We start from the raw sequence: 20,031 nt of genomic DNA, 5'->3' as shown, positions 1-20,031 counted from the left end.
TGATGTAAAAAAAGGTTTTTTTGAAGTTATCCACAATTTTAAAAAAGAAATTTGCAAATTCGGCTCTTTTTGGCTTTGAAAGCAGAAAAAATAGATGGAAAAATTTTCTAAATGTGGATAAGTCATTTTATCATAAAACATCTAAAAATTGATGAATTTACTCTTCAGAGCTGAATCCCAAAAGCTTGGTGTTTCTTTTTTAAAGTTTAAATAAGACGACTTTTCATAAATTTTCATATATAGCTCCTGCCGTAAATCATCTCTTTCTTGTGGATCCGTTTGATAAAGAGATTTTTCGACAGTTTTTTCAAATTTTTTTAAGAAGTCGTTTTCGGAGTATTCATTGTTTTTTGTATTCATAGTTCTCACCCACCATTATTTTTCTTAATTTTTTTATTGCTTTTCTGTGGATATTGGATACGTTCTGCGGGGTTGATTTTATAATATCTGCAATTTCTTTCGTTGTGAGTCCTCTCGCATAAATCAATTCCAAAATCCTGTACTGGGTTTCAGTTAAGGATTTTAAAGCATTATACAGTTTTTCGTCACTAATTGCTTCTTTGAGTGTTTTCTCGTATATGATGTTTTCATTTACTTTTTCGTCAGGAATCAGAGACAACAATGTTTCTGCTTCTTCATTACCAGATTCCAATGGTGTCTCAAGAGTAAGGCTATATTTGTCTCTTGCCTTTCTTAATCTTTTGTCAAAGTCAATTGCATATTGTTTGATGAGCCTGTGGTAATAAGCGACCATGCGCACTTTTTCATAGTACGAACTGAACTTTTCTTCAACTTTAGTTTTGTTTTCTTTGGTTGGAGATAAAACTGCTTTTTGAAACAAGCGAAAGTTCTCTTCGTTTTCTAAGAACCCTTTAATTAATGGATTTTTTAACACCCTGCTTGTATTTAACAAATCTTTAACCTTAGGATCACATTTGTTGAAGAACACAGCAACCTACCCCCCTGTGTAAATATCTTATTATATAAAGTGAATGGGATACTACAATTATAAACCAAAAAACGAACATACGTTTATTTTTTTAATAAATAAGATTATTTTTATCAAGGGTATAAAGATGGGACTATGGGGGGCAAGTTAGTGCCTGCAATTGCGTTCTAATAGGTTCTTAAGAATGGTGACCCTAAGACAGACGTAAAAGAGCCCAGTCTGTCCTTCACAACGGGGATGAAAGACAAAAAGAGAATCCCCGTCCCCCAAAATGTCCTTCATAACAGGGATGAAGGACAAAAGGAGAATCCCTCGCGTCCCAAATGTCTTTCATAACACGTATGAAGGACAAAATAAGGAATTCCGCCCCCCAAAATGTCCTTCACAGCAGGGATGAAAGACAAAAGGAGAATCGCCGGCGTTCCAAATGTCCTTCATAGCAGGAATGAAAGACAAAAGGAGAAGTCCCGCCTCCCCAAATGTTCTTCATAACGGGGATGAGGGACAAAAGGAGAATCCCCCGCGTCCCAAAATGTCCTTCATAACAAGGATGAAGGACAAAAGGGGAATCCCTCGCGTCCCAAATGTCTTTCATAACAGGGATGAAGGACAAAAGGAGAGTCTCCCGCGTCCCAAATGTCTTTCATAACACGGATGAAGGACAAAAGGAGAATCCTCGGCGTCCCAAATGTCCTTCACAGCAGGAATGAAGGACAAAAAGAGAATCCCTCGCGTCCCAAATGTCTTTCATAACACGGATGAAAGACAAACGTAGTATCCCTCGCCCCCCAAAATGTCTTTCACAACAGGGATAAAGAAAAAAGGGATAGCCCGCCGCGCAAATGTCTTTCATAACAGAAAAAGAACAAAGCGGGAGCCATCCCTATCCTTTTGTAAATCTGTCTTCAACCCTCTTATACAAACAAAATCACGACAAAATAAACGGCCATGGCGGCGAGGCCGATTGGGAGGCCGAACCGGGCCCATTCCCGGCTTGTGATCCGGAGTTTTCCGGCGGAGATAATATTCGGGATATTGCCGGGTACAAGCATGCCTCCGCTGATCAGCAGTCCGAGCAAAATGGCCTGTACCGTTTTGTCCGCCATTTTCGGGCTGATTTCTGCTGCTGCCAGTGTCGCATTGTCCAGCACGGCTGAAATCATATTGATCCAGTACAAAATAAACGGGCTCAAATCGAGCAGGAAGCGGTTAATGAGCGGTTCAAACCCTGCGCCGAGCAGGGTCAGCCCCATCACAAACAAGTAAATTTTCACTGTCCGCCCCGCAATTTCCACATACGACTCTCGTTTATGCGCCGTTTTCAGCCCGATCGCCGACTGTTCGGGTTTGATCACAATGGCAGCCAGAATGCCGAAAATCACAACTGCCGAAATGACTTCCGGCCCGATCAGGCGAAGCAAATAGAAAAAGTCCTCCCCCAGCTTGCTGATCGCAAGGGTGGAGAGCGGTTCGCCGATCGGCGTCAGTGCGGCGCCGAGCCCGATGGAAAAGCAGGAGTAGACGACGAGCTGTGTTTCCGATTTCCGGTCAAGCCGCAGCACGCTGACAATCACGACTAAAATTAAAGCGGCAATAATGGCCGTGATGACACTCGAAAGCAACCCGAGAATGATTACCGTCAAGGCAGCCAGAAGCGGAAACGGTATCCCCCGGTTAATGGCGGAAATTACTTTTTCAAGCGGCCGCTCCAGCCAGCGGAACAACAGGCCGGCTACAAATACGGCAATGGTGATGTTAACCGGGTCTTCCAAAGCCTTTCTCAACAGAGGCTTGTCTAGGACACCGCCGGCAATGGCCGCAGCCCATCCCATGATAAACAAAAATATTTCCAAATTGCGCTCGACAAATGGCACAAAAAAAGGCAATAACAAGACGAGCGCCAGGATGATGATCAAAGCGGAAATCATCGGCTCAACCCTTTCTGTAAAAAAACTTATATAAAATGAACTTAAGTTTTTACATCAAGCCCGAGCATCCATTTGCATGAGAACTACTTTTTTGCGGCAGGCAATAGAACGGCAATATTTTGTCCATTTTATATAGTTTTATTTTACCATAAAAGACATTTTCACTTCGTTTCACACCACAGCCTCCCATTTTTTTCCACCCCGTTACCCCTTCACGTAAAATTTTACACATACGGGCCATGCACATTTCCGGGCATGCGCCTATATACTAATACAGCCGGTAAGAAAAATGGCACGGCAAAGCGGCTTTTATGGGCTGCAGGAAGAAGAGAAATTCAGGAAGGGTGAGCCGGAATGTGCGGAATAACCGGATGGGTCGATTTTCAAAAAGACTTGCGGAGTGAACTGGAAACGGTCAAAAAAATGACAGAGACGTTGACCAAACGGGGACCGGATGATACGAATTACTGGCTTTCGCCGCATGCGGCATTCGGCCATAAACGGCTCGTCGTTGTTGACCCTTTATGCGGCGTGCAGCCGATGACGCGACAAAAGGACGGAAAGATGTATACAATTTGCTATAACGGCGAATTGTACAATACGGAAGATTTGCGCGCGGAGCTTTTGAAAAAAGGCTATACTTATCAAGGCCACTCGGATACGGAAGTGCTTTTAACCGCTTATATCGAGTGGGGAGAGGCATGTGTGGACCGCCTAAACGGCATTTTTGCGTTTGCGGTCTGGGACGGGAACAAGGAACAGGTATTTGCAGCACGCGACCGCCTTGGGGTAAAACCATTTTTTTACAAAGCACACGGAAGCGGGCTTTTGTTCGGCTCGGAAGTAAAAGCGATGCTCGCTCACCCGGATGTAAAAGCGGAAGTGGATGAGGCGGGGCTTGCCGAAATATGGGGGATCGGGCCGTCGAGAACACCGGGGACGGGAATATTTCGCGGCATGGCGGAACTGCGCCCGGCACATGCGCTGAAGATGGATCGTAACGGATTAAAAGTGTGGCGGTACTGGAACGTGAAAAGCGCGCCGCATACGGAGGCAGCAGAGGAAACGGCGGAAACGATCCGTTCGCTCATTCAGGATGCGGTTGTCCGCCAGCTTGTCTCGGATGTCCCGGTTTGCACGTTTTTATCCGGCGGCGTCGATTCAAGCGCCATTACCGCCATTGCTGCAGGCCATTTTCAAAGGGAAGGAAAAGGGCGGCTGCATACTTTTTCCATTGATTACGAAGGGAACGACCGATACTTCAAAGCGAATGATTTTCAGCCGGATGCTGACGGGGTATTTATCCGCAAGATGTCAGAAGCATTTGATACAGTCCACCATCATTGCGTGATCACGCAGGAAGAACTGGCCGAATCTTTAAAAGCGGCTGTTCTCGCCCGGGATGTGCCGGGAATGGCGGATGTTGACTCATCGCTGCTCTGGTTTTGCCGCGAGATCAAAAAGGATTTTACCGTCAGCCTTTCGGGTGAGTGCGCGGATGAAATTTTCGGCGGGTATCCGTGGTTCCGGCGCGAAGATGATTTGAACCGTGAAGGCTTCCCGTGGATGCGGTCCCTCGATGAACGGATCGGCCTGTTAAAAGAAGGCTGGCAGGAAAAATTGCAGTTAAAAGATTACGTGATGTCGAAATATGAAGCGTCTGTCGCGGAAACGCCGCTTTTAGATGGCGAAACCGATTTGGAAAAAAAGCGTCGCCAGCTGTTTTACATCAATATGCTTTGGTTTATGGCAACACTCCTTGATCGGAAAGACCGGATGAGCATGGGGGCGAGCCTCGAGGTGCGCGTACCGTTTGCCGATCACCGGATTGTGGAGTACGTCTGGAATATACCGTGGGAGATGAAGATGTACGGCGGCAGGGAAAAGGGCATTTTGCGGAAAGCACTGGAAGGCATTTTGCCGGAAGAGATTTTATACCGGAAAAAAAGCCCGTATCCGAAAACGCACCATCCGGCTTACACGGCAGCAGTGAAGCGGTGGCTCGGTGAAGTTTTGGAACAGAAAGATTCCATTTTGTATGAATTTCTGCATCGCGATCAATTAATGGAGCTGATGGAGACAGATGGGAAAGCATTCCGGACACCGTGGTTCGGACAGCTGATGACGGGCCCGCAGCTGCTTGCCTACCTCGCCCAGATCCATTACTGGTTTGAAACATACAGGATTGACATTAAGGCTTAGCCGGCTGCCTCAAGCCGGTTTTTTTGGATTTCAGACGCATTTCGCATTGTCTCAAACATCACTACGGCTATTATGTAGACACCTTTCACCTGCCTTTCAGAAGTATTTCGCAGTGCCTCAAAACCCGCCCCTTTTTTGAACCCGCGCCCCTATTTTTCACTTTCTTTTTTCATGGCTTCTTCCGGTTGCGGCACGGCAGGCGGGATCCCGCGGCCGAATAAATTCTTTGTAAACCGGATCCACTCTTTTACCGCAAAAGAAAGGTATTGGTGTTTCGGCCAGATGATTGCCAGATTCCACGGGAGGACAGGTTCTTCCAGATGAATGATTTTGACGCGTTCCGGGTTAAACGCATGGCATATTGTACTTGGCAGCAGGGCAACGCCGAGATTGGACGCTACCAATTCACAGATGAGGTCCCACTGGGTGCTTTCGTAAATAATGTTCGGCATAAACCCGAGCTTCAAGCATTCCTTTATAATCTGGTCGTGAAGGGCAAAATCTCTATGGAAAAAAATGAATTCCTCCTCTTTCAGCTGTTTCAGCCGGACGCTTGAGCAGCCTGCAAGCCGGTGGGAAGGGTGCACAAGCAGCACAAGCCGGTCATGGACAAACGAAAAATGCCCGAACACCTCATCATCAACCGGCATCACGACGGCGCCGAGATCCAATGTCCCATTTTCAACATCATGTACCACTTTTCTTGTAACATCTTCCACGAGCTGGATTTTAATGTCCGGGTAGGCATGATGAAATTCATCAATGACCCGGGGAAAATAGCGCGACCCGATCATTGGCGGCAGCCCGATCCGGATTTTGCCTTTTTTCAGGCCGGCCACATCATTGATCGCATCTGTCAGCTGCCGAAAAGCTTTCAGCGTTTTTTGCGCCTGCTGAAAAACGGCCTGTCCGGCATCGGTGAGGACGATTTTTTTCCCGGCGCGGTTAAACAAGGGGACGCCGAGTTCTTCTTCAAAGCTTTTTATCATTTTGCTGATTGTCGGCTGCGATACATAACATTCCCGGGCGGCTTTCGTGAAGCTGCCGTGAGTGGCAACGGAAACAAAGTACTGGAGATGCTGGATATCCAACTGGAACCCTCCTTGTATAGATAAAAGGCATTTTTACCATTCTATATATTCATTTTACCTATTATCGCCGGCGCGGTAAACTAGTTATAGAAGGTGAAAATATTGAAAAAAATCCTGATCGGAATGTTACAGATTGTCGGTTTGTATCTGTTCGCTGAAGTCATGGGCGCAGCTGCAAAACTGTTGCACATCCCGCTGCCGGGCAGCATGCTGGCAATGATTGCCCTCTTTCTCCTGCTGCAATTCGGTATCGTAAAAATGGGCTGGATTGAAATCGGGGCTAATTTCCTGATGGCGGAGCTGCTGTTGTTTTTTATCCCGTCAGCAGTCGGCATGGTGAAGTATAGAAACCTGCTTGTCCATAACGGCCCGGAAATCTTGGTGGTGATCTTGATCAGCCTGATTGCCGCGATGGCCTGTTCGGGATGGCTTGCGGACAAAATTGCAAATCGAAGGAGCGTGAGAATGCGTGATCGTTAAAATCGTGTGCCTGCTGTTAACGGTTGGAAGTTACTGGATTTTCAAAAAACTGTACGGGAAATACAAAAAAATCTTTGTTTCCCCACTACTTGTCACGCCGGTATTATTAGGCGCCTTTTTACTCGGGGAAGATATACCGTACCGGGACTACCAGAAAGGCACCTCTGTTTTAACGGATTTGCTGCAGCCGGCCATTGTTGCTTTTGCTGTGCCGCTTTACCGCCATTTTAAAATCGTCCGCCAATATGCGGTTGAAATTTTAATCGGCATCGGGGCGGGATGGCTGATGGCAGTATTCCTTTCCTCGGCCATCGCCACGCTTTTTCATTTCAGCAAAAGCCTGGAGCACAGTATCATCCCGTTTACGATCACAACCCCGATTGCAATGGGCGTATCTGAAAAAATCGGCGGCGTGCCGTCTGTTACGGCTGTCTTTGTGATTTTGAACGCAATTATCGGCTCTGTGATGGCTCCGTGGCTGATCAAGCATTTGCGCATTAAAAACGAAATTGCCCACGGCATCCTGCTTGGAACGCATGCGAACGGGATCGGCACTTCTAAAGCATTCGAACTCAGTGCCCGGTCAGGCGCCATTTCCAGCGTCAGCATGATTATCGTTGCGGCTATTTCCATTTTTGTTACGCCGTGGATGGTATCCCATATCATTCATTAATCTAAAACGCCGCATATTCTTCCTTTTTCAATGCAAAATATAGCTGTAAAAAAGGAAAGGAGCGTGCAAATGGGCAGGCAAAAATACGGAAACCAAAATGCTGAGCGGAATAAAAATGCCAAGCTTGGAAATGAGATTGCAGAAGAACTCGTGGAATTCTCCACGGGCAGAAAAGATGAAATCGACCAGAAAAAGAAAAAAGGTGTGCGTAAATAAAGGAAAGCTGGCCTCGCCCCATGCAGGCCGGCTTTTTGTTATGATGGAAAATCCGCTCCGAAACCGGTACACTTATAGTAACAGGCTTTTAGAGGAAGTGGTGAATTTGGGAAAAACGGCAAAAACAAACGCGATGCGGCTGCTTGATGCGCAGCAAATCCCGTACGGCATGCTGTCGTATGAGGTGAAGGACGGGAAAATCGACGGCATCTCCGTTGCGGGAAAAATCGGAAAACCGCTTGAAGCCGTTTATAAAACGCTGGTCACGCAGGGTCACAGCGGCGAACTTTATGTGTTTGTCATCCCGGTTGCGGCAGAACTCGACCTGAAAAAAGCCGCAAAAGCAGCGGGCGAGAAAAAGATCGAAATGGTCCATGTGAAAGATATCCAAAAATATACTGGCTATATCCGCGGCGGCTGTTCCCCGATCGGCATGAAGAAGCACTATGTGACATTTGTCGATGAGAGTGCAGCAACGCTTGATGAAGTGATCGTAAGCGCGGGGCGGATCGGCACGCAAATTGTTTTGGCGCCTGGTGATCTTTTAAAAGCCGCCGACGCAAACTATGCTGATTTAATACATTGAAAAGGATCCGTGCCAAAGACGGTGAGATTTTTCAGATGCGTGACATGTTCCATCATTTTCTGTAAGGGGGAGCAACATGGATAAACGGGAAGTAGAGTACCAAATTGCCGATTTGAAAGCGGATTATGTCCGCCTGCAGCAAGATTTGGAGAAATTGGAGTATGTAAAGGGCAACCTTCACCCGCTTGAAAAACAGCTCGCGGAGATTGAACAGGCATTAAAGAAACTGTATCAGCAATTGGACCGCTTTTAATCTTTTGCTTGCAAAGAAGAGGGCAGATTGCTTTTTCACCGGATCGCTTCAACTTTAATAAGGACTTGCTGAACGAATCCGACTCTGAGTTTGTACCCAATTTGTCAACAAGATTTGTCTAAAAATATAGAAGAATCCATCTTTGAAAATGCGATTCTGTCTGCTCTATACTTTGAACCAGTTTTCAAGTGCAAGATTAAATTTTTGCCAAGTCTAGGAATTTTGCTTATTCTCAGCAAGCCCTATGTGAAGGAAGCGAGGAAAATGGACGGTCTTTCTTCACATAGGGCGCGTCTACGTTAAGGAAGCACGAAAAAACGAGGGTCCTCCTTCACATAGAGCCCGTCTACGTTAAGGAAGCGTGGAAAAATGACGTTGTTCCTTTACATAGAGGGCGTCTACGTTAAGGAAGCACGAAAAAACGAGGGTCTTCCTTCACATAGAGCCCGTCTACGTTAAGAAAGTGCGGAAAAATAACGTTGTTCCTTTACATAGAGGCTGTCTACGTTAAGGAAACACGAAAAAACGAAGGTCTTTCTTCACATAGAGGGCGTCTACGTTAAAAAAGCGCGGAAAAACGAGGGTCTTCCTTCACATAGAACCCGTCTATGTTAAGGAAGCACGAAAAAACGAAGGCCTTCCTTCACATAGGGCGCGTCTATGTTAAGGAAGCGAAGAAAAATGAAGGCCTTCCTTCATATAGGGTGCGTTTGAAGTGCAAGCTTTTCCCTGTATTTTTTATAAAACCCTTGCATTCAATTTAAGCAAAAGCCGTGAGCATCCTTGCCAAATCTAGAAATTTTGCTTATTCAGCAAGCCCTAATCAAACTTGAAGAACCGGTTCCGGCAACAAATGGAAAGCGGTTTCTTCGGACTAAATAAAAAAGCAGCGAATGCTGCTTTTACGCAGGTTTCGCCGTTTTTTCTATTTTTTTGCATGCCAAAGAAAGTCCGCGACAAGCTGGTCTACACGTCTATTCTCATGAAGGCTGCTGTGTTGCGCGTTTTTGCCGTAAACAATTTTAGACGTGTACTGCTTTTTCGGCACGATGAACCTGCTGAAGAGCGCGCTGTCCAGGGATACAAGGGAATCCCCCGATGCCGGCTTATTCACAACGCCTGCAATGGCAAGCACCTGAATATGCGGGTTGAACCGGCTTTTGTTGGCATACAAAGCTTTGAGCGCAACGGAACCCGGAAGCAGGTCGCGCGCCGCATCGCCGGTATTATTCGGATTTTGCTTAAAAACACGAGTCAGCACGCCTTCATAAGGGCTGCCAATCGTGACAAGCTTTTGAATGTCCGGATATTGCCGCCTGCCGGAAGTGTCTTCAATATATTTTGTGCAAATCAAACCGCCCATCGAATGCCCGACGAGATTGGCTTCTTTCACATCGTATTTCGTATAAAGAATGTGCATGGTTTTTTCAAGCCAGCCGGTCGTTTGCCGGAAACTTGCACGGTTATCGGAAAAAATGACCTGGATCATCGGATGCCGGGCCCGGTTGGAAATTTCCCCATTGACCACAATCATCCCGTCTTTTGTAACGCGAATCACCATTGCTTTTTCAGCGGTTCCGCTTTTTTCCAGCCGACCGAGCATCCCATTAAACGATCGGGCCGTTCCTTTATAGCCGTGTACGAACACAGTCGGAACGGGTTTTTGTGCCGGCGGGGCCGCAGCGGCATTGCTTTTGTCCGTACGATAGGAAAACCATACAGTTGAAAGGCTGAGCATAAGAAACAAACAAATCATGGCCAGAATCGCATTCCGACGCTGGATATATGGCATGCTAACACCCCTTGATGGAAGTCATGGTGTAACTTTCCTGCGAAATGATGTTTATTTTATCATACAAAGTAGCGAAAGGGAATAGGGAGAAAGCGGTTGTAACAGAATTTTTCCGATGCCATTGACGGAGAAAAAGTTTCATTCTATGATGTTGGAAAGCGCTGTTTTCTTTACTGGTGAATAGGCAGGCGTAAAGGCGGGAAAACGCCTGTTGCCTCGCGTATACCAATGATGGTTATAAATGGAGGAAAAGTTGTGGATTCAATACTTGAACGAATTCAAAAGGAAATGCATCACTTTACGGGCACAGAGAAGAAAATTGGCACATATATTTTGGAACATCCCGAAATGGTTCCGACAATGACCACAAAGGATTTATCGGAAAAAACCAGTGTAAGCGAGTCGAGCGTTGTCCGGTTTTGCAAAACGATCGGCATTGCGAGCTTTAAGACGTTTAAGCTGGAGCTTGTGAAAAATTTAACTTTAACCGAAAGTCATATGACAGACTTTTCAATTTTGCAACAAAAAGATTCTCCTTATGATTTATTCCAAAAAGTTACGTATGGGAATAAGAAGGCGATAGAATCGTGTGTTTCTTCCCTTGACAGGAGAGAACTGGAAAAAGCCGCCAACGTGCTTGAAAATGCTAGAAAAGTGGTGTTTTTTGGTGTCGGCGGGTCGGTAACTGCCGCTGTCGATGCATGCTATAAATTTACAAGGCTGGGGTGCCAGTCCATTTTTTCCCAAGATTATCATTATCTAATCTCCCTAATCCCTTACATGAATAAGATGGATGTGTTTGTGGCGCTCAGCGTTTCCGGGCGGACGAAGGATGTGCTCGAACTCGCTGATTTTGCGAAAAGGAAAGGGGCAAAAGTGATTGCCATCACGAATATGGAGAAATCTCCATTGTATAAACAAGCGGATATCAGGCTTTGTACGCCGATATCCGAGGAAGATTTCCGGATCGGAACAACGTCTTCGCGAATGGCGCAGCTGAATATCATTGATGCGCTTTATTTAAGTGTTTTTCAGCGCAAAGGGGAAGACATTTTGAAGTATTACAATGAAACGAGAAACGAATACCTTAGGTTGAGAAGATAACCGGCATTTTGTAAAGGCCCGTACACAGGATTTATATCTTTCTTTTACAAATTCAACATACTTCCTTCAAAATCCTTTTTTACAATGGAGGTGTAAGCACAAAACGAAAAGGGGAGGAAGAACATTGGGTAAAAAGAACCGTATAATGAAAGCGGCAATTGCCTTGTCTGCAGTGGCGACATTGGGGGTATACGGCATTACAGATGCAAAAGCTTACAAGCCTTCGAAGCACACCGGTCATGTAGCTTCCGCGAAGGCGAAGAATGTGATTCTGTTTGTCGGGGATGGTATGGGGGCTGCGCAGCGGGATGCGATCCGCCTTGCTTCAACCGGCCTGAGCGGGGACCTTGAGATGAACAAAATGCCGTATGCGGGGGTCGTACATACAAGCTCCACCTCCGTGGTGACCGATTCGGCTGCAGCTGCGACCGCTATGGCATCAGGCGTCAAAACGTATAACGGGGCAATCGGTGTTGATGCCAACAAAGTAAGCAAAAAGACCGTTCTTGAAGAAGCAAAGCAAGCCGGCAAAGCAACAGGATTGGTCACAACAAGCCAAATCACAGATGCAACGCCTGCCGCTTTCGGTGCCCATGTCAAAAACCGTTCCGAACAGAGCAAAATTGCAAAGCAATACTTGGAAAACAGCAAAGTGGACGTGCTGCTCGGCGGCGGGGAAGATTACTGGTACCCGAAAGGCTCACAGGGCGCTTATGAAGACCATCCGGCAAAAGATCCTTCCGAAGCAAGCAAAGGCACGGAAGGAAATCTTGTCAGCAAAGCGAAACGGCTCGGTTACCAGTATGTGACAAATGCTTCCGGGTTGAAAAAGGCAGGCGGGAATAAGCTTTTAGGCCTTTTTGCCAATGAAGAAATGTTTGAACAGCGAGAGGAGGGCCATGGCGACCAGTATGACCCGGTTGTTTCGCTTCCGCAAATGACGGAAAAAGCAATCAGCACGCTGTCAAAAAATAAAAAAGGCTTTTTCCTGATGGTTGAAGAAGAAGCGATCGATGAAATGGCCCATGAAAATAATGCCTCCCAGCTGATCAAGGCGGGCCGGCAACTGGATAATGCCGTTAAAGCGGCAAAAGATTATGCGAAAAAGCACCCGGATACACTTGTGCTTGTCCTGGCCGACCATGACTGCGGCGGCATGACGGTTGAAAACGTCGAGCACAGCGACGAATCCGGGGACGGCATTTCAAAAGAAGACGGACCGTTCCAGGTGGCGGGTTCCAGCGAGCAATTTGTCGTGGACTGGACAACTTCTGGCCATACGGCAGCCGACATTCCGCTTACGGCGACAGGAAGCGGCGCATCGTTGTTTGAAGGTACTTATGAAAACACATATATTCATGATGCGTTGCTGAGAGCGATGGGGTTGAAAAAATAATATATAGCGGGCCGGACAACTGCCGGGGTGGTTTTCTTCGTATACCGCCCCGGCAAAATCTGTTATAATAGAGGCAAATTTTGCGGAAAGGATGGGAGCCTTGTGGCAGCAATGGATAAAGCCAGACAGGTTTTAAAACAATATTATGGCTATGACCATTTTCGCCGCGGGCAGGAAGCCATTATCAGCCAGATCATGGATGGCAAGGATACATTGGGCATGATGCCGACCGGCGGGGGAAAGTCGGTTTGCTACCAGGTGCCGGCCATGCTTTTACCAGGGGTCACGCTTGTCATTTCGCCGCTGATTTCCTTGATGAAAGACCAGGTGGATACACTGGAAAACATCGGGATACCGGCAACATATGTGAACAGCTCCCTGAATCCGGCAGAAATCGATGAGCGGCTTGCGGCTGCATCAACAGGCGCATACAAATTAATCTATCTCGCACCGGAACGGCTCGAATTTCCTCCTTTTTTACATCTTCTCGAAAACATCAATGTCTCCCTTATTGCTGTTGATGAAGCGCATTGTATCTCACAATGGGGTCACGACTTCCGCCCAAGCTACCGTTTAATCGAAAAATTGATTTCCCAATTCAAGCCAAAGCCGGTGACGCTTGCTTTAACCGCTACCGCAACGCCGCAGGTAAAGGAAGACATTTGCCGGCTGCTTATGATTCCGGAAGAAAACACGGTGGCGACAGGTTTTGCCCGTGAGAACCTGCATTTTCAGGTGGTGAAAGGCCAGAACCGCGATGCCTTTGTACTGGACTACATCCTGAAAAATGCAAACCAGTCCGGGATACTTTACACGGCAACGAGAAAAGAGACCGAACGCATTTACAATTTTCTTGTTAAAAATGGCATTCGTGCGGGAAAATATCATGCAGGGATGAAAGAAGCGGAGCGCGACAGCTTTCAGGACCGGTTTTTATACGATGATATTTCCGTCATGGTCGCCACTTCCGCGTTCGGAATGGGGATTGATAAAAGCAATGTGCGGTTTGTCATCCACTATAATTTGCCGAAAAATATGGAGGCGTATTACCAGGAAGCAGGACGGGCCGGGCGCGACGGGGAAGAAAGCGACTGTATTTTGCTGTTTGCTCCCCAGGATATCCATACGCAAACTTTTTTAATCGAGAAGTCAGTAAACGAAGACAGAAAACCGGGCGAGTATGCCAAGTTGCGAAAAATGCTGGACTACTGCCATACGGAAGGCTGTTTTCAACAGTTCATTTTGCATTATTTCGGCGAAGAAGAGGCACAGCCATGTGGTAAATGTGGCAACTGCCTGGATACCCGCGCAAAAACAGACGTGACAAAAGAAGCGCAAATGGTTTTTTCCTGTGTCAAAAGGATGCAGGAACGGTTCGGCAAAACGATGATTGCAAAAGTGCTGGCCGGATCAAACGACCAGAAAATCAGGCAATTCGGTTTTGACAAGCTGTCCACTTTTGGCATTATGAAAGACAAAAAGCAAAAAGAAGTGGCAGAACTGATTGATTTTCTGACAGCTGACGGTTTTTTGCGCGCCAAAGACGGTACATACCCGGTGCTTATGCTGACCAAAAAGGCAGTGGAAGTCCTGCTTTCAAAAAAACAGGTTTTCCGGAAAGAAAGTGTCAGGGCGCAGCAAATTGCATCCGATAACCTTTTGTTTGAAAAACTGCGGACACTTCGCAAAGAGATTGCGGACCGTGAAAAAATACCGCCTTATATTGTCTTTTCCGACCAATCGCTAAGGGAAATGAGTGCCAGGATGCCGGTAACCAGGGAAGCTTTCCTGCAGGTGAAAGGGGTTGGGGAAAGAAAGGTGGAACAGTACGCCGAGCTGTTTATGCGCGTGATCCGGACTTACATGGAAGAAGAAGGGATACAAGCACAAGCGCAGCCGCGTACAAAAAAGGCACGTGAAGACGGGAAAGAAAAAAGCCACCATGTGACATACCGTCTGTTGCAAGAAGGCAAAACGATCCAGGAAATCGCAGAAATCCGCGGCATGTCGGAAAGAACGATTGAAACGCATGTGATCAAATGTTCAGATGAGGGATTTCCGGTAGAATGGAGCCGTTTCATTCCCGAAAGGTACCGGGATCAAATTGCGGATGCCATCAGCCGGGCAGGTTCCGGGCGGCTAACGCCGATAAAGGAATTGTTGCCGGATGAGGTCAGTTATTTTATGATCCGGGCCTTCTTACAGGAAAGGAAGCATCATGCGGAACAAGAAAAACCAGCATCATATATATCTGGAGGGGATTGACATCATGATTGAATGTATCGCATCCGATATGGATGGCACTTTGCTCAACTCAAGGCAGGAAGTCAGCCCGGCAAATGCCGAAGCGATTAAACTGGCGCAGAAAAAAGGGATTCACTTTGTCGTGACAACAGGCCGGTCTTATGAAGAAGCGCGGCTTGTGCTTGATCCTGTCGGCATTGACTGTACGGTAATCGGGCTGAACGGGGCCGAAGTGCGGGATGAAAAGGGAAAATTACTCAAAACAAGCGGGCTGGATCCCCTGGCAGCTTCCCAGGTGGCCGATGTTTTCGACCAACTCGGCATTTATTATGAATTTTTTACCAATAAAGGTACCTATACGGAAGATTACGAGGAAAACATGGATATGCTGGTCAATTTGTTCCATACCGCAAACCCCGAAGTGCCGGTGGAAGAAGTGCGGAACTATATTGAGCAGCGCGGCATCCGGAGATACGTCCATAATATTCGAGATACAAAGGATATTTTTCACGATCCGTCCATTTTGTTTTACAAAATATTGGCCTTCAATGAAGATGAACAAAGGCTCCGACAAATCGGCAAGCACCTTGAAAAAGATTTTCCCGATATTAAAGTGACTTCATCAGGATTCCGTAATATTGAAATCAACCATGTGTCGGCGCAAAAAGGGATTGCGCTCAAGGAATACACGGAAAAACACGGGCTCTCAATGGAGAAAACGATGGCCATCGGGGACAACTTAAATGATATTTCCATGCTCGAAAGGGTGGGCTATCCGTTTGCGATGGGAAATGCCGAAAATGAAGTATTGGAAATTTGCCGCTACCGGACGAAAAGAAATGATGAAGACGGCGTGGCAAAAGCGATTTACAGAATGCTTGAAATGGGTTAGAACCCATTGCCCCCGGTTTATATTTGATAAACCGAGGGCAGGGGGTCTGGCAGGCAGAGTTCCTTGCACGACTCAACGATTGGCGCCTTTATGGGTTAATTACCCTTATCGGACCCGGTCGTTTTCCCAGTCATACCTCCAGAAGTATTCATAATGGAGCCATTCCAGGGTTTCTGGGTCTTTTTGCTTCAGTTTTTCTTCCCGCTCTGCCATCATCCAGCCGGTCTGGGATAGGTGGGCTTTCATTGCGCCGATTTTTTGCTCAGCTGCGCCGCTTACATCATTGCGGACATCCGGCTTTCCGATCTCCGCTTCATGGTTTTTGGAAAAAGCAACGCAGTGGAGTTTCGGGCGTTTGTTTTCAGGAATTCGGCGGAGCGCGCGGACAACGGCTCTTCCGGTTGCTTCGTGGTCAGGATGGACAGAGTAGCCCGGGTAAAAGGTAATGACAAGTGACGGATTCAGCTCATGGACGAGGTCAAGTACCATTTTGACCATCTTCTCATCGTCTTCAAATTCTACAGTTTTATCGCGCAACCCCATCATACGTAAATCCTGAATCCCCATAATCTCGGCCGCCTTTTGCAGTTCTTTTTTCCGGATATGCGGCAGCGATTCTCTTGTGGCAAAAGGGGGATAGCCGAGATTTCGCGCCATTTCCCCAAGCGTCAGGCAGGCATAAGTGACCGGCGTGCCGTTTTTCACATGGGTTGCGATCGTGCCGGATACACCGAAAGCCTCGTCATCGGGATGCGGGAAAATCACCAGAACATGGCGCTCTTTTTCCATTTTTCTCATCTCCTCACTCAAATGGTGTCATGCTCAATTCGAGGGCAACAGCCAACTTCCCGTCATAACCATGGCCGGCAAAAAGCAAGCGGTCGAATTCATCTTTTTCAAAGTGGGTCAGGCCTTCTGCATAAATCCAGCCAATTTTCATTTTCAAGCCGATCCGGTAAGGGCCGTCCCCAACAATTTTTCCGTGTTCATAGGATACTTGCGCATTGCGGATATAGGCGCCTGCAGAGAAAAATGACTCATTGACATGGGAGGCATAGGCGCCATTGGTTGTTTCCAAATGGATATACACCGGTTTTCCGGCAAGTTCGTCCAGCCATTTTTGGGCTGTTTGTTTTTGTATCGGTTCCATTTTCTTCCTCCTTTTGGCCGTCCGCTCCTGTTTCTTTCCATTATACCAACCGGCAGCACTTTAAGGAAAAATTAAAAACCGGGTCCCCGGCGGAATGTTCCGGCAGGGCCCGGTTTGACTTAAGAGTTGGTATGCGAGAAACGGGTATATGCGCCGTGCATCACAGGGCCGACATATTCGTTCAGCTTAAAGCCGTGTTCAATCGCCATATGGACAAATTCTTTTGCCACTTTCACTGCGCCAGACACGGTGTTGCCCTTTGCCAGTTCGGCCGTGATGGCAGCGGCAAATGTGCAGCCCGCACCGTGGTTATACGTTGTTTTGATTTTCTTCGATTCGAGAATTTCAAAGTCTTCCCCATCATAGAACAAGTCGATGGCCTGATCTGTATCCAGCCCTCTGCCGCCTTTTATGACAACATTTTTCGCGCCCAGTTCATGGATTTTGACCGCTGCTTCTTTCATGTCCTCAACGGTTTTAATCGGGCCGGTTTGGGCCAGCTGCCAGGCTTCAAACAAGTTCGGCGTTGTAATCGTTGCCCGCGGAAGCAAAAGCTCGCGCATTGCATCCGTATTTTCCGGCTGCAATACCTCATCTTCACCTTTACATACCATAACTGGGTCAATGACCACTTTGTCGAGATGGTATTCATCTATTTTACGGGCGGCCAGCTCAATAATGTCCACTGAACCGAGCATACCGGTTTTCATCGCGTCAATTCCGACAGAAAGGATGGTCTCAAGCTGCGGTTCGACAATATTGACATCAATCGGGAAAACATTATGATGCCAACCGTTTTTTGGATCCATCGCAACGATGGAAGTAATCGCGGACATGCCGTAAACCCCGAGTTCCTGGAATGTTTTCAAGTCCGCCTGAAGGCCTGCGCCGCCGCTCGAATCAGAACCAGCCAGCGTAAAAGTTTTCTTTAAACCCATCACGCACCCATCTCCTTTAAAAATAAGCTTTACACTATTTTAGAATATAATACTGCCATGAAAAATACAAATCCCGGGGACGTGCATCAAGCGGCCGAATGCTTGATGAACAGGGGATGATCTGCCAGTCACACAGCAGGGCCGCGAACCGAACTTTAGAATGACCGGCTTTCAAAAGAAGGTATTGGAATATTTAAAATAGAAAGTAAATATTGACTTATTTAATCCTCTGTACTATATTTTAACTTGAGAAAAATAAGAATTTCATGATAAAGAACCATGTCTTGTGAAAACAATATTTTATTTGATTAATTTCAAAATTGTTCGTGCCTTCTATTTATTCTTTAAAAATTAGAGGTTTCGTAATGTACAAATTTAAAACGTTAACCATTTTCTTGTTTACTTTTTACTTTAGTATGGGGGTATCCAAGTATATCCAGATACTTTGGTTTGAAAAGAACGATAGCGTATTTAATTTTTCTTTATCTTATTCCGCCATGGCGGTAGCAGGTTCATTTAGTTTTCTATTAGGAAAGAAAGTAAATCAGTTAAGTATTAAAAAAGGGATATTTATTTTTATTCCGCTTTATATGGCAGGCATGTTGCTCAGGATCTTTCCCCAGCCGTTTTTTATTCCGATAATTTCCGGCGCCGTATCAGGGATTGGGGCAGCAACGGTCTTATTAATTACCCGAACCTGGATCGCTGCACTGATAGCTGATCATCCGGAAATAAGTTCAAAATTAATATCATCAAAGGCCATTATTTCTCAAATTGCTATGATCTCCACTACATTTCTCAGTGGGCAGGCCTTATATTTTTTAGGAGAGAGCAGTGCATCTTATATTAGTTTGTTGATCATGGCTCCGATTCTTTTATTTGGTGTTTTTTTCATCCGTGATTATCCGGATGATCACATTATTAAAAAGACAAGAAATAAAACAGTGTTGCCATCAAACAAAAAGATAGCAATTCTTGTATATACTTTAGGAATCCTTATCGGAATGAATCTTGGCTTAGTGCAACCTTATTTGCCCATAATATTAAAGGAAGTAGGCCAATTTAATATATCATTTGTCAGTACGCTGATGACAATTGTTTCTGTTGTTCAAATGCTTAGCAGTTTGTTCTTTCGCAATAAGAAAATGAATCAGCGGCCAAATATTTTCTTTTTAATAATAGAATTGGTAATCTTTATTATCTTTACTTTTACTGGCGTAATGGATTTGCGTCATATGATCATCATTCCCGTTTTTTTATTTGCGATCCTCATAACAGGATTTCAAATAGTGAGGGAAATAATGGAGTATACCATGTTTCCTGCGGAAGAATTAACCCTTTATTTGGGAATCGTTCAATCTTCTGTATTGGTAGGTGACTCGGTTGGAGGTCCAGTGGGGGGATATTTATATAATTTAAGCATATCTATGCTGTTCATTGTTTTTGCAATTTTAAATTTGATCATCGGCATTGGCTATACAATCATATATTCTATTCATTCGAAATATAATAAGCGGATTGCATTGTCACAGGAGATCGATCATACTTTAACAAAATAATTCACCAAGTACGTTAACAAGAAAAAAAGAATCCATCTATGGATATATTTTAGGATTAGTTGTGTCTAAATTTAATAAGCTTACTTGTTGGGTTAATGTACTTTGGCATCGCTTTTTCAGCCGTTAAGCTTATAACACTTACATTGCTTGTTTCGAATAGACTGTAGAAAAAGGAGTCCAACTTCAATATGGCAATCATCTTAAGGGTTATCGTTTTTTTAGTTTTCATTGCAACTATATGCTCATTTATTTTTACAGGGAATAGTAATACTTCACATATTCTTTCCTATGTATTAATTGCAATATCACTAACTTATTTTATTAAATATGGAAAGCGTGAAAAAAAATGAATATGACAAATCCAATCAAGTTAGAATCTGTATCTAAAAAAATCGGTAAATTTCATGTAAATAGGGTTTGCTGAACGAATGAGATTCTGTCAGATACAAGCCAAATTACGGTTAAAAAAATATAAAATAGTGTTGTGTAAAAATTTCAAAAAAAGAACCCTGAGCTTCCGCTCCAGATTCATTATAAGGAATTGAAGGGCTACTACTGTTTCACTGGTCTCCTGAAGG

General features: G+C 45.6%; 19 protein-coding genes. 11 read left to right on the top strand and 8 right to left on the bottom strand.

Going from position 1 to position 20,031, the window contains the following annotated elements:
• Positions 1-141: 141 nt before the first annotated feature.
• The 3 genes from P9687_RS07820 to P9687_RS07810 form a co-directional block, all read right to left on the bottom strand.
• The gene (locus P9687_RS07820; protein WP_035190690.1) at positions 142-360 is read right to left on the bottom strand and encodes a hypothetical protein; all 219 of its coding nucleotides are present in this window, start codon (positions 358-360) and stop codon (positions 142-144) included.
• The gene (locus tag P9687_RS07815; RefSeq protein WP_035190688.1) at positions 341-949 is read right to left on the bottom strand and encodes a sigma-70 family RNA polymerase sigma factor; all 609 of its coding nucleotides are present in this window, start codon (positions 947-949) and stop codon (positions 341-343) included. Before P9687_RS07815 ends, P9687_RS07820 begins: the two co-directional genes overlap by 20 nt.
• A 914-nt stretch (positions 950-1,863) precedes the next feature.
• Positions 1,864-2,877 carry a DUF1646 family protein gene (locus P9687_RS07810; RefSeq protein ID WP_014096687.1) on the bottom strand — a complete coding sequence of 338 codons (1,014 nt, stop codon included), beginning with the start codon at positions 2,875-2,877 and terminating at the stop codon, positions 1,864-1,866.
• Positions 2,878-3,231: 354 nt separating this feature from the next.
• Here P9687_RS07810 and asnB point away from each other — a divergent pair, with 354 nt between their 5' ends.
• Complete coding sequence (gene asnB, locus P9687_RS07805) at positions 3,232-5,079, top strand: asparagine synthase (glutamine-hydrolyzing) (protein WP_035190685.1); 1,848 nt, start codon at positions 3,232-3,234, stop codon at positions 5,077-5,079.
• 149 nt (positions 5,080-5,228) lie between these two features.
• On the opposite strand, the gene P9687_RS07800 is transcribed toward asnB, so the two are convergent.
• Complete coding sequence (locus tag P9687_RS07800) at positions 5,229-6,170, bottom strand: LysR family transcriptional regulator (RefSeq protein ID WP_035190683.1); 942 nt, start codon at positions 6,168-6,170, stop codon at positions 5,229-5,231.
• A 102-nt stretch (positions 6,171-6,272) separates the two neighbouring features.
• On the opposite strand from P9687_RS07800, the gene P9687_RS07795 reads away from it, so the two are divergent.
• The 5 genes from P9687_RS07795 to P9687_RS07775 all read left to right on the top strand — a co-directional run bounded on the left by P9687_RS07795 (position 6,273) and on the right by P9687_RS07775 (position 8,378).
• Positions 6,273-6,650: a CidA/LrgA family protein gene (locus P9687_RS07795; protein WP_013860811.1), complete on the top strand. Its 378-nt coding sequence runs from the start codon at positions 6,273-6,275 to the stop codon at positions 6,648-6,650.
• Positions 6,640-7,323, top strand: coding sequence for an LrgB family protein (locus tag P9687_RS07790; protein WP_026684575.1), 684 nt, complete (start codon positions 6,640-6,642; stop codon positions 7,321-7,323). The genes P9687_RS07795 and P9687_RS07790 overlap by 11 nt, the downstream gene beginning before the upstream one ends.
• 69 nt (positions 7,324-7,392) lie before the next feature.
• Positions 7,393-7,539 (top strand): hypothetical protein, encoded by a 147-nt coding sequence (locus P9687_RS07785; protein WP_164931356.1) that lies wholly within the window; start codon positions 7,393-7,395, stop codon positions 7,537-7,539.
• A 106-nt stretch (positions 7,540-7,645) separates the two neighbouring features.
• Positions 7,646-8,125, top strand: coding sequence for a Cys-tRNA(Pro) deacylase (gene ybaK, locus P9687_RS07780; protein WP_035190693.1), 480 nt, complete (start codon positions 7,646-7,648; stop codon positions 8,123-8,125).
• 76 nt (positions 8,126-8,201) lie between these two features.
• Positions 8,202-8,378: an SE1832 family protein gene (locus P9687_RS07775; RefSeq protein WP_162839565.1), complete on the top strand. Its 177-nt coding sequence runs from the start codon at positions 8,202-8,204 to the stop codon at positions 8,376-8,378.
• Positions 8,379-9,303: 925 nt separating this feature from the next.
• Here P9687_RS07775 and P9687_RS07770 read toward each other — a convergent pair.
• Positions 9,304-10,170 (bottom strand): alpha/beta hydrolase, encoded by an 867-nt coding sequence (locus tag P9687_RS07770; protein WP_035190680.1) that lies wholly within the window; start codon positions 10,168-10,170, stop codon positions 9,304-9,306.
• A gap of 255 nt (positions 10,171-10,425) precedes the next feature.
• Here P9687_RS07770 and P9687_RS07765 point away from each other — a divergent pair, with 255 nt between their 5' ends.
• The 4 genes from P9687_RS07765 (at position 10,426) to P9687_RS07750 (ending at position 15,806) form a co-directional block, all read left to right on the top strand.
• Positions 10,426-11,274, top strand: coding sequence for a MurR/RpiR family transcriptional regulator (locus P9687_RS07765; protein ID WP_035190678.1), 849 nt, complete (start codon positions 10,426-10,428; stop codon positions 11,272-11,274).
• Positions 11,275-11,398: 124 nt separating this feature from the next.
• The gene (locus tag P9687_RS07760; RefSeq protein WP_035190676.1) at positions 11,399-12,670 is read left to right on the top strand and encodes an alkaline phosphatase; all 1,272 of its coding nucleotides are present in this window, start codon (positions 11,399-11,401) and stop codon (positions 12,668-12,670) included.
• Positions 12,671-12,772: 102 nt separating this feature from the next.
• Positions 12,773-14,935, top strand: coding sequence for a DNA helicase RecQ (gene recQ / locus P9687_RS07755; protein WP_328228489.1), 2,163 nt, complete (start codon positions 12,773-12,775; stop codon positions 14,933-14,935).
• A gap of 4 nt (positions 14,936-14,939) precedes the next feature.
• Positions 14,940-15,806, top strand: a complete 867-nt coding sequence (locus tag P9687_RS07750; protein ID WP_035190670.1) for a Cof-type HAD-IIB family hydrolase — start codon at positions 14,940-14,942, stop codon at positions 15,804-15,806.
• 105 nt (positions 15,807-15,911) lie between these two features.
• Here the strand turns inward: P9687_RS07750 and bshB2 are convergent, their stop codons facing one another.
• The 3 genes from bshB2 to pdxK all read right to left on the bottom strand — a co-directional run bounded on the left by bshB2 (position 15,912) and on the right by pdxK (position 17,894).
• Positions 15,912-16,595 carry a bacillithiol biosynthesis deacetylase BshB2 gene (gene bshB2, locus P9687_RS07745; protein WP_013860798.1) on the bottom strand — a complete coding sequence of 228 codons (684 nt, stop codon included), beginning with the start codon at positions 16,593-16,595 and terminating at the stop codon, positions 15,912-15,914.
• A 13-nt stretch (positions 16,596-16,608) separates the two neighbouring features.
• Positions 16,609-16,956, bottom strand: a complete 348-nt coding sequence (locus tag P9687_RS07740; protein ID WP_013860797.1) for a YojF family protein — start codon at positions 16,954-16,956, stop codon at positions 16,609-16,611.
• Between the two features lie 119 nt (positions 16,957-17,075).
• Complete coding sequence (gene pdxK / locus P9687_RS07735) at positions 17,076-17,894, bottom strand: pyridoxine/pyridoxal/pyridoxamine kinase (RefSeq protein WP_014096700.1); 819 nt, start codon at positions 17,892-17,894, stop codon at positions 17,076-17,078.
• A 365-nt stretch (positions 17,895-18,259) separates the two neighbouring features.
• On the opposite strand from pdxK, the gene P9687_RS07730 reads away from it, so the two are divergent.
• The gene (locus P9687_RS07730) at positions 18,260-19,453 is read left to right on the top strand and encodes an MFS transporter (RefSeq protein WP_014096701.1); all 1,194 of its coding nucleotides are present in this window, start codon (positions 18,260-18,262) and stop codon (positions 19,451-19,453) included.
• The last annotated feature ends 578 nt before the right edge of the window (positions 19,454-20,031 follow it).

It is taken from the genome of Weizmannia sp. CD-2023 (assembly GCF_036225245.1).
In the GTDB taxonomy this organism is placed as follows: Bacteria; Bacillota; Bacilli; order Bacillales; family Bacillaceae_C; genus Weizmannia; species Weizmannia faecalis.
The sequence above is the reverse complement of the archived record's forward strand: the minus strand, read 5'-3'. Positions and strand labels throughout refer to the sequence as shown.

Excerpts from the sequence above, each read along its gene's own strand:
- P9687_RS07775 (WP_162839565.1), top strand. The coding sequence starts at position 8,202 with ATGGATAAACGGGAAGTAGAGTACCAAATTGCCGATTTGAAAGCGGAT.
- bshB2 (WP_013860798.1), bottom strand. The coding sequence starts at position 16,595 with ATGGAAAAAGAGCGCCATGTTCTGGTGATTTTCCCGCATCCCGATGAC.
- P9687_RS07820 (WP_035190690.1), bottom strand. The coding sequence starts at position 360 with ATGAATACAAAAAACAATGAATACTCCGAAAACGACTTCTTAAAAAAA.
- P9687_RS07770 (WP_035190680.1), bottom strand. The coding sequence starts at position 10,170 with ATGCCATATATCCAGCGTCGGAATGCGATTCTGGCCATGATTTGTTTG.
- P9687_RS07785 (WP_164931356.1), top strand. The coding sequence starts at position 7,393 with ATGGGCAGGCAAAAATACGGAAACCAAAATGCTGAGCGGAATAAAAAT.
- P9687_RS07730 (WP_014096701.1), top strand. The coding sequence starts at position 18,260 with ATGTACAAATTTAAAACGTTAACCATTTTCTTGTTTACTTTTTACTTT.
- P9687_RS07740 (WP_013860797.1), bottom strand. The coding sequence starts at position 16,956 with ATGGAACCGATACAAAAACAAACAGCCCAAAAATGGCTGGACGAACTT.
- asnB (WP_035190685.1), top strand. The coding sequence starts at position 3,232 with ATGTGCGGAATAACCGGATGGGTCGATTTTCAAAAAGACTTGCGGAGT.
- P9687_RS07810 (WP_014096687.1), bottom strand. The coding sequence starts at position 2,877 with ATGATTTCCGCTTTGATCATCATCCTGGCGCTCGTCTTGTTATTGCCT.
- pdxK (WP_014096700.1), bottom strand. The coding sequence starts at position 17,894 with ATGGGTTTAAAGAAAACTTTTACGCTGGCTGGTTCTGATTCGAGCGGC.
- P9687_RS07750 (WP_035190670.1), top strand. The coding sequence starts at position 14,940 with ATGATTGAATGTATCGCATCCGATATGGATGGCACTTTGCTCAACTCA.